Origin of the sequence: Bifidobacterium margollesii (genome assembly GCF_002860355.1) — a bacterium.
GTDB lineage: Bacteria > Actinomycetota > Actinomycetes > Actinomycetales > Bifidobacteriaceae > Galliscardovia > Galliscardovia margollesii.
In genome coordinates this window covers 1-15,411 of the sequence record NZ_NMWU01000035.1, presented here as the reverse complement: position 1 = coordinate 15,411, position 15,411 = coordinate 1, and the positions used below count along the sequence as shown (strand labels likewise).

Below are 15,411 nucleotides of genomic sequence, written 5' to 3'. Positions count from 1 at the left end.
ACCTCGGTTCAGGTGGCACTGCCCCACCAGACCAACGCAACGGGTCCGACGATGATGGCGATGAGGAATATCCAGATGGACGGTCTGGCCGCATTGAAGGTCCAGCCATCCCCCGCCCGGTCGGGTACGAACACCTCGGGATCATCGGGGTTCCAGTAGATGATGCCGCCCTTCCAATACCGGTCGTCCTCATAGGGAGGTGCGTCGTCGCCGGCCGGCGATGAGGCCATGTCCGGCGTCGTTCCATCCCGAGCCGGATATTGCGCGACGGCATGGACGTTCGGAACCGGCCTCCATCCGCGCCGACGGCACAGCAAACCGGTGGCCACTGCGCCGGCGATCGCGACGAGCGCCACGACGATCATCATCGTCGCGAACATGCCGATGTCGGTCAATCCCGTGAACGCAAGCTCCATGCCGACGCCCAGCATCGTGGACGCCGTCAGACCGCAGATCAGAACGAACAGGCTCCATGCCCTGAAGAATAGTCCGTAGGACCGCGCAGCAGTCGGCGAGGCGACGAGGTCCGCAGAACGGAAGGATCGCAGCACCATCCAGTGCACTGCAACCATGCAGATCGCCATGATGGCCTGTATTCCCACCGGAAGCCATACCAGTGTCATGGATTTCGGCGTGTAGGCGTCGATTCGTCCGGTGGCGTTCATATGAGTGGCCACCATGCCCGGCATGCGGCCGTAGTTGAGATACCCGACGGCGAACGTGACGGCGAGCGAGGGCAGGTGCAGCAGCTCCCATGCCGCAGACAACGGCCCGGGCATATGTCCATCTTCGATGTCCGTCATGACGATCCCTCGGAAGAGCAACAAGGATTCGGTTTCCGCAATCCAGTAATAGCACTCGGGCGGTACCGTCAGGCAATCGTCGGCATCGTCGGCATCGCAACCCTTGCTCGGCGGTCTGGCGGAAACGCGCCCGGCCGGTTCGCTCGGAGAAATCAGCAAAATACGGATTATAGTCCGTGGACTGCGGGTCCTGTTTCGGGAATCATGTCCCATATGGATGTGGACGATGTGAAAACCGTACGACGCAGGGCATTCGGCAGGGCGATCTCGGAACTGCGACGGAATCGTAGGATCTCGCAGGAGAGGCTGGCTCTTCTCGCCGAAATCGACCGTTCGTATGTGGGGCAGATCGAGCGTGGGGAGAAATCTCCCACGCTCGACAAGATCTGGCAGCTCAGCGACGCGCTGCACGTCACACCCGTGGAGATCTTCACGCAGGTGCTCGTCGAACAGCAGACGCTGGAGGACGGGCATCCGAGCTAGGCGGCGACGATGCGGGTCATGGGCATGGCGGAGTCGATGGGAAAACCGGGGGAGCTCGGGCTGATTCCCGCCTCCACCAGATTCACGCCGAGCATCGCCACCATGGCACCGTTGTCGGTGCACAGCTTGATTTCGGGAATCCGCACCTCGACGCCATGCTTCGCTCCGAATTCCAGCAGTTTGGCACGAAGCTGCGAATTGGCGGAGAATCCCCCTCCGACGATCAGCGTGGAGGAATCATACTGTTCGCAGCCTCGCATGGCCTTGCGCGCCAGCACGGTGGCCACCGAGTCGGCCAGGGACGCGCACACGTCGTTCACGGGGATCTCACGGCCGGCCGCCTGCTGCTCCTCGATCCAGCGAGCCACGGCGGTCTTCACGCCGGAGAAGCTGAAGTCGTACGGATGTCTGGCCGCGGATTTGCCCTGCGTCAGTCCCTGCGGCACCCGAATGGCATGCGGATCGCCCTGCTGCGCATGGCGGTCGATGTGCGGACCTCCCGGATATGGGAAGCCAAGCAGTCGGGCCACCTTGTCGAAGCATTCGCCGGCCGCGTCATCAAGCGTGGTGCCGACCACGTCGACATGTCGTGCAACGTCCTCGACATGCAGCAGCGATGTGTGCCCTCCGGAGACGATCAGCGCCAGCGTGTCGGGAGGGAACGGCCCGAACTGCAGCTGGGTGACGGCGATGTGCCCGATCACATGGTTGATGCCGTACAACGGCTTGTTCGCCGCCCAGGCCAACGCCTTGGCGCCGGAGACGCCGACGGCCAGACACCCGGCGAGTCCCGGCCCCGAGGAGACCGCGATCGCATCGACGTCGGCCAGTTCCATATCGGCGTCCGCAAGGGCCTTGGAGACCACCGGCACGAATGCCTCGGCATGGGCGCGCGATGCGATTTCGGGGATCACGCCGCCATATCGGGCATGCTCGTTCATGGAGGAGGCCACCACGTTGCTCAGCAGCGTACGGCCGCGTACGATCGCCGCCGCGGTCTCGTCGCAGGTGGACTCGATGCCCAGCACCACCGGTTCGCTCATGATTCGTCTCCCCCGTTTCCTCGTCCGTGCTTCTGTTCACGGTTCTCATGTTCAACCACGGCATCACACGTATCATGCGTATCGTGCGAGCCGTGGAAACCCACCACTCTCGGGCTCAGTTCCAGACTCATGGTGAAGGCGTCGATGCCTTCCGGCTGATAATACCGTTTGCGCCGCCCCATCATCTCGAAGCCGAAGCTCCGGTACAGGGCGAGCGCCGGCTCGTTGTCCACACGTACTTCGAGCAGCATCCTTCGGGCACCCTTGTCCCGCGCCTCGTCGATCAGCCTGCTCATCAGCGCGGCGGCGATGCCCCGCCGCTGATATCGACGGTCCACTCCGATGGTCATCAGCTCGGCATCGTCCCCGTCATACCAGAATCCCGCGTAGCCGCGCATCGGAGCGCCCTCGCTCTCCGCTTCGGCGAAGTATGAGCGGGCCGGAGCCTCGAGCTCCTGCCGGATCATCGATTCGCTCCATGCGCCCCTGCCGAACAGGTCGGCTTCCAGTTCGGCCATGCGCATGATGTCACTGTCCGTGAATACGCGGATCATCGGCCACCCTTTCCTTCTCCGACGCCACGATCCGAGCCGGCACGATCGGCGCCACCATGGTTCAGCACATGCTTCAGCGGATTCGGCACCGACACATCGGGTCTGCGCAGGTACAGCGGCTCGGACGGGCACTCGTCGCCATCGGCATGATGGCGTTCGGCAGTGCGGGCGAATAGGATCGGCCCTTCAACGCCGGCGCCATGCAGCACGGAATCGTCGATCAGGTCCCCGCGGCGGATCAGATTCAGCCATGCGGAGGCATATTTCTCCACGCCGTGGCCCACCACATCGACCACAATCGGACGGGCATCCTCCCCGAGCATGTCGGCAACGACCGCGTTTACGCGTTCCACGATGTCGTTCGGATACGCGATGTCCATGTCGCCGACCGGACGGGGCAGTCCCACCCTCGCCAGCCCGGACGTATCGGCCGGTTCGATCACGCTTTCGTACAGACGGCAGTACAGTTGACGGCGCCGGGCATCGTTGACGGCGAGCACGAAATGCCGGTATTCCGACGTCACACCACCATCGGCTCGCAGGCGACGTTCGGCCTGCCAGACCGCCTGCGGTTCCAGCACGTCCTGTCCCAGCAGCTGCGCGTTAAGGGCGAAGGCGAGCGCCTTGGCCGCGACGATGCCGGCGCGCAGTCCGGTGAACGGTGCGGGTCCGGTACCCACCACGATGCGCGTGATGTCCTCCGGCTTCAGTCCCGCACGTTCGATCGCCGTGGCGATGTTCGGTTGCAGCCGTTCCACATGCAGGCGGGAATCCGCCTCGTGGATCGGTTCCTCGCCGACCACGCTCACCGTGGAACCGTACGACGTGTCGATCACCAATGTGGTCGGGAATGCGGTCGGATCCTCACACACCATAGTCCTGTCCAGTCCTGCCCTTCTGTCCGCTCTGTTGCCGGCTCCGTCCGTTGTCTCCGCCTGTTTTGCCGCCAACGGTCGGTTTTGCTCCCCGTTATTGTAAGCCCGACACCCGTCGAGTCCAGTCCGATCCCACGGGCATAAGGGTGATCGTCCTCGTCCCGTCGCCGGTCAGCTCCCGATCATCGTCCGTTGCTGCGGCGACGGGGTCGATCGGCCGGTCGATATGGATCTCCAGGCGTTCCGGAGCCAGTGCGGCGATCATTTGCTCGCCCCATTCCATCAGCACGACCGTGTCGTCGCTGGGGTCCTCCAGTTCCTCGTCCAGACCGAGGGATTCCAGTTCGTCCAGCAACCGGGAGACGACGTCCTCGCCCGGCGCGTATCCGTTGCCGCCAAGCCGGTAGGCGTCGACGTGGATCAGATGGGCGGCCCCGCCGTCATGGAACCGGCCGTCGAGTTCGCGGGCAATGGTGAAGGTGGGCGAGACGATGGGCTCCTCGATGCCGAGTCCGGCTCCCAGCCCTTGGGCGAAGGTGGTCTTGCCCGCTCCGAGGGGGCCGGACAGCAGCAGCACATCGCCTCCGTGCAGCAGTCCGGCGATCCGTTCGCCGACGGCCCTCGTGTCCTCGGCGGTGGCCGCAGTCATGGTCAACCCGTTCATATCGATCCGTCCTTTCGCTTCCCTACATCCTTACGCTGCCCGACGTCGGTCCGGTCTGCGCGAACACCGGCCCGGTTCCGTATGATCCGCCCTCTTCGGCCATCAGGCACGTCCTTTGACGGCGATGGCCTCGATGCTGCGTTCGAGGGCGTACACCGGGTCTCCCCCATTGGTCTTGCTCTGCTCGTCGGCCCACGCCAGCATGCGGATGCAGCGGCCGAGGCCCTGCGAAGTCCATCCGGGCAGCTGTCGGGCCGCCATATCCAACACCCACGGGTTGGCCTTCGCCTCGGCCTTCGAGATTTTGCCGGTCTTGACGGCGGACGCCTTGGCCAAGGTCCTCATCTTCATCGCAAGCGCACCGATCATCGCGATGGGATCGATGCCCTGCTCGATGGCGGATCGCATGGCCACGATGGCTCCTGCCGTGTCTCCCGCCATCGCCTTGTCGGCCACGGTGAAGCCGGTGACCTGCGGATTGGAGGTCAGATACTGGTTCACCCGGTCGATCGTGATCGGATCGTCGTCGAAGTCGAAGCACAGCTGGGCGCACATGGCCGACAATTCGCCGGTCCGCTCGCCCAGCACGGCGACCAGCTGCTGCACGGCAAGCGGATCCACCCGCCGATGCTCGCTCTCGAACCGGTCGTAGACGAAGTCGATCTTCGCATCGTATTTTTTCAGGTCCGGCACCTTCTCCTTGGCGGCGCCGGCGCGAAACATGGCGTCCACGATGCGTTTGCCCTTCTGCCCTCCTTCATGACGGCAGATCACCACGCTGGATTGCGCCGGAGCCTGACGAGCCTGCCTGGCGTAGGCGGTCAGCGCGTCGCCCAACCGATCATCGGCGTCCTGAAGATTCGCCAGACTGACGACCGCCATGTCGGAAAGCAGCGAGGGGCTCACCGCCTCGTCGAACGCATAGGCATCGCATGAGGAGGCGTCAAGTTCGATGAATTCAGCGTCCGGCCTGCTCTCGCAGGCCTGATGACACAGCTCCCGAGCCTTCTGACGGTTGAGGAATCCGTCACCGCCGAACACGATGATCACCGGGGAGCTCCCGGATGCTGTTGCTTTTCCTGCTGCCATATCATCCCATCTTCCCGACGACGTGGACAATCCCGTGGCGATCATCGGGGAAACAGCATCTTGCAGGTCTGCCGCCACCAGCACGTAACCCGTTCGGCCGGCCCGGGACGGTACTCTCCCGGTGCCATGCGCCCTGATGCCGTCGCGACGACACGCAGCAGTCGGGGAATGCCCCAGAAGGTCAGCGCCAGCACCGTTTCGGCAGCGCACACCAGAATCATGCCAGGCACGCCTTCCGGCCATGCCAGCGCATGATCGCCGCCGAACAGCGTGGCGCATCGCTCCAACAGCCAGGTGCCGAGGCTTGCCAGCCATGCGAGCGCGAATCCCACGGTCGGCAGCGCCCAGGACACCGTCAGCGACGCCAGCCCCGCAATGGTGGAGACGGCGACCACCGGCGCGGCGAAGCAGTTCGCCGGCACCGACCAGATAGGGATGCTCGGCGACATCAGCACCTGTATGGGCAGGGTGAAGCATTGGGCCGCAAGCGTCATTGCCACACCGTAGGCAAGCGGCTTCGGCATGTATCGCAACAATGCCCGGGACATTGGGTCGACGAGCAGCACGATGCCGTACACCGAAGCGCATGACAGCGCGAAGCCGAAGCTCACGGCCAGAGACGGGTCGAACATCAGCAGCAGGATCACCGTCCAGTTCAACGCCGACATGGCCTGCGACCGACGGCCGAACAGCATGGCCGCCACGGGGAACAGTCCCATGACAAACGCCCTGAGCACGGAATCGGCGGGGAACATCAATATCGTCAGCATGCCATAGGCGCCGATGACGCCGGACGCCTTCGCCCATCGCGGCAGCAGGGCGAAGGATGCCGCCCGCATGACCGCAGCGGCGATCAGCACGAAATGGCCTCCGGAAACCGCCATCAGGTGCATGATGCCTGCCGCCTTGAAATCGTCCTCCAGCGTTTCGGCATAGTTCGTGTCGATGTCGTCCGCGATTTCGATCGGATAGGCATCGTTCAGGTAGGCTTCCTGCCCGAGCACGCCCATGGTGAGTCCCGGCACGAGCACCTTGCCCTGGTCGGAGAGACCGCGGGTCACGGCAAGGAATTCACGCTGCATGGTCTGCGTCATCGATGGTATGATGCCGGCCTTCCGGATCATCGTCATGCCGTCGCGAGGCGAATTCCCTATGGTCAGCCAGGCATCGGCGGTACCGTACTTCGGTTTCGACAGTGTGCCCTCCACGCGGTAGACGGCATCCCTGTTCCAACGGCAATGATCATCGTCGGCGAAGATGCGGACGGATGCGGATGACGGCGACCTGATCTGATGGACTTCGAGCCACTGGACGTTGGCATCCGTCTGGCAGTCGGATCCCCGCATCGGGGAGCGGGTCGTTGGGGAAACCGTTCGCAGCACCATCGAAACGTGCCCTCCGCCCTCACGCATCGTTTCGGTCACGGAGTCTCCGGCCCCGACGATGTCCGAGCACAGTCCGGCTGTTGCGGCGCACAGCATGGCCGCGGCGACCGCGGGACCGCATCGTATTCGCCGTCGCGCGACCGCGTTCGGCAGCACCGAGCATGCCATGACCGTCAGAACGGCGAGAATCAGCATGGGGGCGCATGCCGATGCGTCGATCCGCCGATCCATGCCGTCCAGCGCTTCGAACGTTCGCCGTTCGATCAGCATCGCGGTCCATGAGGCCAGCGCGACCGGCATCATGCGCCAGTCACGGCTGCCATTTTCCCGTTCCACGGCACGGCGTTCCCGGCCCACGGTCGCGCGTTTCCGTTTGGAGGCGCGGCATGCCGGATCATTACCGATCTCGGGGCGGCGGCTCATGGTCCACCTCCCTCGGAGGGGGCACCGACGGTGACGTGGGGACGGATCTTCTCCAGCGTTTTGCCGCCGATACCCGTCACGTCCAGCAGATCATCGACGCTGGAGTAGCGTCCTATGCTCGATCGGTGATCGAGGATCCTTTGCGCCGTCACCGGACCGACGCCTTTGATGCTTTCCAGCTGTTCGGCGGTCGCCGTATTGAGATCGATGAGCGAAGCCCCTCCGACGGAGGATGGTGATGATGCGGACGGAGACGTCGACCCCGACGGGGATTGCGCCGGAGACGCCGATTGCGTGGAGTCCGACGCGGAGGAGGATGGCGTAGCAGAGGCTGATGACGAGGACGTAGGCGCAGCGGCGGACGGCGCCGAGGAAGTCGCCGACCAGTCGCCTGTTCCGGAGGATTCCCCGATGACTCCGGAGGATTCCCCGATGGCACGGTTCATGCCGATCGTCTGCTGCACCAGCAGTGTCAGGCTCAGCGACAATGCCAGCGTCAGGATCAGTATCACGATCGCACTGTGCTTCGGACTCAGTTGCAGGCGGGGCATGTCCCTGAGGGTCCGACGTTCCAGCAGGTCGTCGACGCCGTGATCGTCGGGCGAGACGCCGCAGAGCTCGCCAAGCGTCGTCTTACCGCCGTTTCCGCACCGGTTCGACGGCGGAGGCGGAGGTCGTAGCGTTCGCCCCGGCATCGGTTTCGCGGGCTTGCGGTATCTGGACATGACACCACTATGCACGCGATGGATATCCGGCGGCATCCGTATCCGACGATGTGGTCGAACGTGCCCGGGATTCGGCGTGTCTGTGGATGATCCGGCCGCTTTCCGGTATGCATGTGGATGAATCGGGCATTGTCAACAGCCGTGCATGGTGTTCACGACTGAAAGCCGACATGGATTGACTCCGGCGTTCAGGTGGCCCGTCCCCATACGGGACAGGCCCCTCACCCACCATTGACGATGGATGAAGGGCCTGTCCGGCTAGGGAATCCGAGTCGGCAGTGAATCAGAGCGCTTCATGCGCGAGAGACCACCGACTCGTATCGGATGACGGTTCAGTTCGCGGGCACCACGGAGACGATCTTCGGAGCCTTGACGATCACCTTGCGCGGAGGCTGGCCGCCGAGACGGCTCTGCACTCCCGGCAGCGCCAGCGCCAGCTTCTCCAGCTCCTCGGGCGTGATGTCGGGGCTCACCTCAAGCTTGCCTCGCACCTTGCCCTTCACCTGCACCACGGCGGTGACGCTGTCCTGGCCGACGTAGCGTTCGTCGGCCACCGGCCACGGCTCGTGGGCGAGCGACTTCGGATGGCCGAGACGGTTCCACAGCTCCTCGCAGATATGCGGGGCGATCGGAGAAAGCATGAGGATCAGCGGTTCGACGGCGGCGCGCGGCACCACGGGCAGCGAGGTGAGATGGTTGTTGAGCACGATGAGCTTTGAGATGGCGGTGTTCGGACGCATGCCCTCCATCTCCACGGTCACGTCGTGGATGGTGTTGTTGAGCAGTTTGAGCGTCTTCTCGTCGAGCGCATCGTCACCGACATGCACCTCGCCGGTGTTCTCGTCGACGACGTTGCGCCACAGACGCTGCAGGAATCGCATGCCGCCGACCACGTTGCGGGTGTTCCACGGACGGGACTCGTCAAGCGGACCCATGCTCATCTCGTACAGACGGAACGTGTCGGCGCCGTAGTTGGCGTACATGTAGTCCGGCGTGATGATGTTCTTCAGGCTCTTGCCCATCTTGCCGAATTCGCGGTTGGCATGCTCGCCGTGCCAGGTGAACGTGGGTTCGCCGTTGGCGTCGGCCGGGCCCTCCACCACTTCGTCGGCCGGCACGTACTGGCCCCGGTCGTCGGTGTAGGCGTAGGCCTGGATCATGCCCTGGTTGAACAGCTTGTGGAACGGTTCGGCCGAATCCACGTAGCCCAGATCGAAGAGGATCTTGTGCCAGAAGCGAGAGTACAGCAGGTGCAGCACGGCATGCTCGACGCCGCCGATGTACAGATCGACGCCGCCTTCGTCACCGGAATACCGGTTGTGATTCGGGCCCATCCAGTAGTCGAATTCGTTCTTTTCGACCATATGCGCGGTGTCGGTCGGATCGATGTAGCGCATGTAGTACCAGCAGGATCCGGCCCAGTTCGGCATGGTGTTGGTGTCGCGGTAGTAGGTCTTCGGACCGTCTCCGAGGTCAAGCGTCACCTTCACCCAGTCCTCGTTGCGGCTCAGCGGCGCTTCCGGATTGGATTCGGCGTCCATGGGATCGAAGGTGCGGGGCTGGTAGTCCGGCACGTCGGGCAGGCCGATCGGCAGCATGGAGTCCGGCAGCAGATGCGGTACGCCATCCTCGCCGTAGACGATCGGGAACGGCTCTCCCCAGTAGCGCTGTCGGGAGAACAGCCAGTCGCGCAGGCGGTAGCTCACCGTGCCCTTGCCGACGCCGGCGGATTCGAGCCACTCGTTGACCTTGGCGATGGCGTCGTCCACACGCAGACCGTCGAGGCTGAGAGCATCCCCCTTGGCCTTGGTGGCGGATACGGAGGAGTTGATCACGATGCCGTCGTGGGAGACGAACGGAGCCTTGCCTTCATAGTTCGCAAGATCGTCGTCGGAATCAGGCAGAGGCTTGACGGTGTAGATCACCGGCAGACCGAATTTCACGGCGAAATCGTAGTCTCGCTGGTCGCCGCCCGGCACGGCCATGATGGCTCCGGTGCCGTAGTCCATCAGCACATAGTCGGCGGTGAACAGCGGGAGCTTCGCGCCGGTGATCGGGTTGACGGCGTACAGACCGGTGAACAGACCGGTCTTTTCGCCGTTCTCGTCGACGCGGTCCTTCGCGGTCTTCGACTCGGCTGCGATTCGATAGGCTTTCACGGCCTCGACGGGATTGGCGTATCCGCCCTTCCAGCCGTCGGGGGTTTCGGCAGGCCATTCGGCGGGCACGTCCTCCAGCAGGTGATGCTCCGGTGAGACGACCGCGAAGGTGGTGCCGAACAGCGTGTCCGGACGGGTGGTGTAGATCTCCATGTCCTTGACGCCATTGGGGGTCTCCACGGCGAAGTGCACAGATGCGCCGTGGCTTTCGCCGATCCAGTTGCGCTGCATGAGCTTGACCTTCTCCGGCCAGTCGATGCCGTCGAGATCCTCGATGAGGCGGTGGCCGTACTTGGTGATGCGCATCGACCACTGACGCAGCTCGCGCTGGAAGACCGGGAAGTTGCCGCGCTCGGACTTGCCTTCGGCGGTGACCTCCTCGTTGGCGAGCACGGTGCCGAGACCCGGGCACCAGTTCACCGGGGATTTGGAGATGTAGGCGAGACGGAAGTCGTTGAGGATGTCCTGCCGTTCGGCTTCGGTGAGGTCCTTCCACGCCACGCCATCGGTTTCATGGCCGGGGATCGGCTTCTCCCCGGATTCGAACTTGGCGACAAGCTCGGCGATCGGCCTCGCCGACCCCTTGGAACCGCTGGGGTTGACGGCGTCATCGTCATACCAGGAATCGTAGATGCGCGAGAAGATCCACTGGGTCCAGCGCACGTAGCCGGGATCGATGGTGGCGAAGGTGCGTCGGTTGTCGAAGCTCAGACCCATGCGATGCAGCTGGCGGGACATGTTGGCGATGTTCTGCTCGGTGGTGACGCGCGGATGCTGGCCTGTCTGCACGGCGTACTGCTCGGCAGGCAGCCCGAAGGCATCGTAGCCCATGGCGTGCAGCACGTTCTCGCCCTTCATGCGATGGTAGCGGCTCACCACGTCGGAGGCGAGGTAGCCGAGCGGATGACCCACATGCAGGCCCTTGCCGGAGGGGTACGGGAACATGTCCATGGCGAAGTATGCCGGACGGCCCTCGGCGTTGCGGCCCTCACCGTCCTTCAGATCGCCTTCGACGTTGGCGGCCCAGAAGGTACCCTCGTCGTCCCAACGCCTCTGCCAATCCTCTTCGATCCTCTGTGCCAGCTGCGCGTTGTATCGGAACGCGGGTTCCTCCGGATTCGCGGTCACGTTGGCATCGGTAGCATCCTGGGCCATGCTGCTCCTTTTTCTCCTAACTTACTCAGGTAACAGGGGCCATTATCACCACTCATCTGGACACGCGGACGTTTCGTTCCAGTTAGTGAACCGCATCCTGCTCCGGATTTCGATCCCGTTGCAGCTCAGCCGTTCGGCTGATCCGGATCGGCTTCGTATCCGAGCGTTCCCAACGTCCGCTCATAGGAGCGCTTCCACGAACCGTCCTCGCGCATCCGACGCAGCGCGAGATCCACCCGATGCTTCAGCTGGGTGCTGCCGGAGGGCAGCGCCACGCCATAGTGTCCTTCGTCGCCGAACCGTTCCGGAAGGATTCGCGTGGTGTCGGTGTTCTCCACGCCGTGCAGTCCGGCGAGCACGGCGCCGGGCGCCACGACGGCGTCCACCATGCCGCTGAGCAGCGCGGTGACGCATTGTGTGGCTCCCGGCTGCTCGACGAGACGAGCCTCCTCGCCGAACCGCTTGCGCATCTGCACCGCCGATCGGCTCGATCGCACCACGCAGGTCTTGCGCCCGGCAAGACCGTCCAGCGAATCTATCGGCTGGCCGCCCTGCCTGCGCACCATCACCGCCTGCCGCTCGGAAAGATACGGTCCGGCGAAGTCGAAACCGTAGTCCGCGTTCATGGCATCGTCGACGAACACGCCCACGATCATGTCCACGGTGCCGTCGCGCAGCATGCGGCCGCCTTCCGATTCGGTGGCGTTCTCCCACACGATCTGCCAGTCGGCGTATCCAAGCCGGTCCGCCACATAGCGGGCGACCTCGACGTTCAGACCGGTGTAGCTGTCGCCCTTGCGGTATCCCATCGTCGGCTGGTCGGTGGCCACGCCGATCGTCAGTCTGGGGCCCACCACCTCGCTGGCGCCCAGCGGATCGTTCTGACCGCATGCGGCCAGCGGCAGGAGCAACGCCACGCTCATAGCCACCGCAAGTAACCGGCGAAGATGCCCACGGGCGTGCCTCGGCATGCCCGAATCACCGAATGCGCGATGCACGAGATCCGCCTGCGCTATTTGAACATACGGGAGCGGGTGAGGAACCAGGTCACCAGCGCGGAGACGATCAGCGAGAGGATGATGATCGCCGCGAAGCCCCACGGTTTGTCGGTCAGCGGCATGCCCAGCTGGCCTTCGGCGAAGTTCATGCCGTACATCGAGAAGATCAGCGTGGGAATGGACAGGGTGATGGAGATGATCGTGAACACCCTCATCACATTGTTCAGGTTGTTGGATACCACGGAGGCGAAGGCGTCCGTCATGTTCGCGAGAACGCCGCTGTAGATGTTCGCCATCTCGATGGCCTGCTTGTTCTCGATGATCACGTCCTCAAGCAGGTCCTGATCATCGGGATACTGACGGATACGGCTCAGGGTGTTGAGCTTCTCCATGACGATCTCGTTCGATTTGAGCGATGTGGTGAAGTAGACCAACGTCTTGCTCAGTTCGAGCAGCATGAGGATCTCCCGGTTCTGCATCGAATGGCGCAGCTTGAGTTCCAGCTTGTCGCTTTCGCGGTCGATGATGCGCAGATACCGCAGGTACATCGTGGCGTTGCGATACAGGATCTGCAGGATGAACCGGGACTTCATGAAGGTGTTGAACCCGCGGATCGTACCCTCCATGAACGGGTGCAGCACCGGGGTGTCCTGCATGCACACGGTGATGATGATGTCATCGACGACGATGATCGACAACGGGATGGTCTCGTACCAGTCGCGGCCTCCCCGCTCCTCCACGGTGGGGATGTCCACGATGATCATCGTGTAGTTGTCCTCGACATCCACACGGGATCGCTCCTCGTCATCCAGCGGGGCGCGCAGATCGGCCAGATCGATGTTGCAGGCCTCGGAGACGGTGGCCAGCTCGACGTCGGTGGGCTCGCTGAGGCATATCCACGATCCGGGCGTGGGTTTCTCGATCTGTTCGATCTGACCATTGATGGTGCTGAAAGTCCTCATCATCGTGCATCACCTGCCTCAGTCTGACATACCGTGTTCCGGCCTGTTTCGTTGCGGTCGCGGTCTGTGACCGTATCGCCATGATCCATGGTTGCCATGTTGCCATGATCGAGGTCGCCGCGAAACCCTCAATAAGGATAGTCCCCACTGGGACATCGCACGGTTCCGTCACCATCCGGACATGCTGTGTTCATTCGATGGCGGATCAGCCGTCATCCGTGCCAGGTTCTGAGGACGTCCGCGGAGACTCTACTCGAGTCGAACCGGTAGTGCGAGGTGATCGTACGACGATGGGTGCGGATCAGGTAATCCTCCTCCATGTCGCCGCGCTGACGGTTGTTGTGGATCAAGTATGGCACGCCCTGCGCGTCGCGGCGATCGGAAACCACGGCGATGTGCTTGGTGTGGTCGAAGATCACAATGTCACCATGTTGCCACTGGGCAAGGTTCGCCGCATCCCCCGGCCGTACGTCATTGGTGAGCCGTACGGCGTAGGCACCGAAGAAACCGTCCAGCACGCCGGACCGGCGGAAGTCGATATTGGGATCGGGCCGGGTAAGACCGGGATAGTGTTCGTGGTGAGCGACGATGTCCGCGTCCACCATGGCCTTGAGATCAAAGCCTGCGGCGCGGAATGCATGCTCCACGAGGTCAGTGCACGCGCCCCGGCCTTCGGGCGGGTATCCGCCCTGATAGTAGCCGTCGTCGTAAATGGGATGTACCTTGGCCTCGGCGCGGGCGCCCCGCACGAGATCCGTATAGTCGTCGATCCCGTTATGGTTGTAGTCCGACGAGGATCGGATGTTCGCCACCGTAATCGATGATCCGGCCGATGCAGCGGCGGAACCGTCCGGGGTCCCGGATGATCGCCCGCGCCATAGGACCATGGCACCGGTCGATCCGACCGCCAGCAGCAGAATCAGCGTGATGACGACGATAGCGACCCGTCGACCGCCGCGGCCTCGGGAATCGGAATGCACAGAAGGATGTCTCGCGTGTCCCATGCCGCCCATTCTATGCGTTCGGCTCCATGCTTTCGATCCCGTCTGTCGAATGGTCGATCGGTTGCGCGGGAACCCGCCCCTCCTCCGTAGGGAGGTCGGAAGCCAATGGCCGACTGATGAGGACAATCGATAAGGCCGAACAATCAGGGACGGCATGGCACCGACATTCCGCTCCCGCCGGCAAGGGCATGATCATAGGCCACAATGACGGCCAGACGATCGGACCGCCGGGCACACATTCCGGCCATGTCCCATGGTGACCTATAACGGCTCCTACATGCCGAAACCGGAGCGCAGAAGGCCTATCAGCTCATCACATTGCGTCCTTCGTCCAAGGAACTCGGACAAGCAAAGCGGATGGCCTGAGATAGCCCTCTACATGGTCACTTCGTTTCATTCGAGACGTCAGTCGATTGGTTAACCTGCTCATCCACCGATTCATCCGCAACCATATCCAAGAGGAACCCGTAGCGTCCCCCGGGTTCTAAATAGAAGCGCAACACCTGTCTAAGGTTGGAAGTGTTCAAGTCCACAACCGAAGAGAAAGTGCTGCGCCCATGACGAAAGTGTATTCCCACCTGTCGGCCGAGGAACGAGTCCGGATCGACGAACTGAGGAACCGAGAGGGGCTCGGCGTGCGCCAGATCGCCCTGAGGATCGGCCGGGACAAGTCCACGGTCAGCCGCGAGCTGAGGCGCGGCCTGTGGTTCGCGTCCAACGAGAACGACTCCTACCGTCCGTACAGGCCGAAACGCCTGAAGACGGGCGCATGGACCGCGCGCCCGTTCTACTCGGCCCTGACCGCGCAGCGCAAGGCCGAGACCCGCGCCCGCAGGTCGCGCAAGCCCCTGCGCATGGCGTACGACCCGCTGCTCTCCTGGGTGATGGACGCGCTGCGCAAGGGATGGACGCCGGAGCTGATCGAGGGACGGCTCAAAATCGAATGGCCCGACGACCCGCGCATGCGGATAAGCCACGAGTGCCTCTACCAGTGGATCTACGCCAAACCCCAGAAGGCGCTGGACCTCAGGCAGTACCTGCCGCGCGGCAAGCGGCACCGCACGCGTTCGAAGGGCAGGAGGGCGAAGG

At 63.4% G+C, this 15,411-nt stretch carries 14 protein-coding genes; 2 read left to right on the top strand and 12 right to left on the bottom strand.

What is annotated here, in order from left to right:
* Nucleotides 1-8: 8 nt before the first annotated feature.
* Entirely contained in the window at nt 9-803 is a 795-nt protein-coding gene (locus tag Uis1B_RS09270) for a DUF1648 domain-containing protein (protein ID WP_165782827.1), read from the bottom strand.
* A 204-nt stretch (nt 804-1,007) separates the two neighbouring features.
* Between Uis1B_RS09270 and Uis1B_RS09265 the strand changes: the two genes are divergently transcribed.
* Complete coding sequence (locus Uis1B_RS09265) at nt 1,008-1,286, top strand: helix-turn-helix domain-containing protein (protein WP_243390330.1); 279 nt, start codon at nt 1,008-1,010, stop codon at nt 1,284-1,286.
* On the opposite strand, the gene tsaD is transcribed toward Uis1B_RS09265, so the two are convergent.
* The 11 genes from tsaD to Uis1B_RS09210 all read right to left on the bottom strand — a co-directional run bounded on the left by tsaD (nt 1,283) and on the right by Uis1B_RS09210 (nt 14,322).
* Complete coding sequence (gene tsaD, locus Uis1B_RS09260; RefSeq protein WP_101617670.1) at nt 1,283-2,329, bottom strand: tRNA (adenosine(37)-N6)-threonylcarbamoyltransferase complex transferase subunit TsaD; 1,047 nt, start codon at nt 2,327-2,329, stop codon at nt 1,283-1,285. The genes Uis1B_RS09265 and tsaD overlap by 4 nt on opposite strands.
* Nucleotides 2,326-2,883, bottom strand: coding sequence for a ribosomal protein S18-alanine N-acetyltransferase (gene rimI / locus Uis1B_RS09255; RefSeq protein ID WP_101617668.1), 558 nt, complete (start codon nt 2,881-2,883; stop codon nt 2,326-2,328). Before rimI ends, tsaD begins: the two co-directional genes overlap by 4 nt.
* Complete coding sequence (tsaB, locus tag Uis1B_RS09250) at nt 2,880-3,758, bottom strand: tRNA (adenosine(37)-N6)-threonylcarbamoyltransferase complex dimerization subunit type 1 TsaB (protein WP_101617666.1); 879 nt, start codon at nt 3,756-3,758, stop codon at nt 2,880-2,882. Before tsaB ends, rimI begins: the two co-directional genes overlap by 4 nt.
* Nucleotides 3,759-3,852: 94 nt before the next feature.
* Complete coding sequence (gene tsaE / locus Uis1B_RS09245; RefSeq protein ID WP_101617664.1) at nt 3,853-4,422, bottom strand: tRNA (adenosine(37)-N6)-threonylcarbamoyltransferase complex ATPase subunit type 1 TsaE; 570 nt, start codon at nt 4,420-4,422, stop codon at nt 3,853-3,855.
* A gap of 102 nt (nt 4,423-4,524) precedes the next feature.
* Complete coding sequence (gene holA / locus Uis1B_RS09240; protein WP_101617662.1) at nt 4,525-5,511, bottom strand: DNA polymerase III subunit delta; 987 nt, start codon at nt 5,509-5,511, stop codon at nt 4,525-4,527.
* A 41-nt stretch (nt 5,512-5,552) separates the two neighbouring features.
* The gene (locus Uis1B_RS09235; protein WP_101617660.1) at nt 5,553-7,319 is read right to left on the bottom strand and encodes a ComEC/Rec2 family competence protein; all 1,767 of its coding nucleotides are present in this window, start codon (nt 7,317-7,319) and stop codon (nt 5,553-5,555) included.
* The gene (locus Uis1B_RS09230; protein WP_101617658.1) at nt 7,316-8,044 is read right to left on the bottom strand and encodes a ComEA family DNA-binding protein; all 729 of its coding nucleotides are present in this window, start codon (nt 8,042-8,044) and stop codon (nt 7,316-7,318) included. The genes Uis1B_RS09235 and Uis1B_RS09230 overlap by 4 nt, the downstream gene beginning before the upstream one ends.
* Before the next feature lie 332 nt (nt 8,045-8,376).
* Nucleotides 8,377-11,358 carry a leucine--tRNA ligase gene (gene leuS / locus Uis1B_RS09225; protein ID WP_101617656.1) on the bottom strand — a complete coding sequence of 994 codons (2,982 nt, stop codon included), beginning with the start codon at nt 11,356-11,358 and terminating at the stop codon, nt 8,377-8,379.
* Nucleotides 11,359-11,483: 125 nt separating this feature from the next.
* Nucleotides 11,484-12,281 carry a transporter substrate-binding domain-containing protein gene (locus tag Uis1B_RS09220; protein WP_165782826.1) on the bottom strand — a complete coding sequence of 266 codons (798 nt, stop codon included), beginning with the start codon at nt 12,279-12,281 and terminating at the stop codon, nt 11,484-11,486.
* An 89-nt stretch (nt 12,282-12,370) separates the two neighbouring features.
* Complete coding sequence (locus tag Uis1B_RS09215; protein WP_101617652.1) at nt 12,371-13,321, bottom strand: magnesium transporter CorA family protein; 951 nt, start codon at nt 13,319-13,321, stop codon at nt 12,371-12,373.
* A gap of 209 nt (nt 13,322-13,530) precedes the next feature.
* Nucleotides 13,531-14,322, bottom strand: a complete 792-nt coding sequence (locus tag Uis1B_RS09210; protein WP_243390329.1) for a DUF1287 domain-containing protein — start codon at nt 14,320-14,322, stop codon at nt 13,531-13,533.
* Nucleotides 14,323-14,879: 557 nt separating this feature from the next.
* Between Uis1B_RS09210 and Uis1B_RS09205 the strand changes: the two genes are divergently transcribed.
* On the top strand, nt 14,880-15,411 hold a 532-nt coding region (locus Uis1B_RS09205; RefSeq protein WP_133124910.1), incomplete at its 3' end, for a helix-turn-helix domain-containing protein.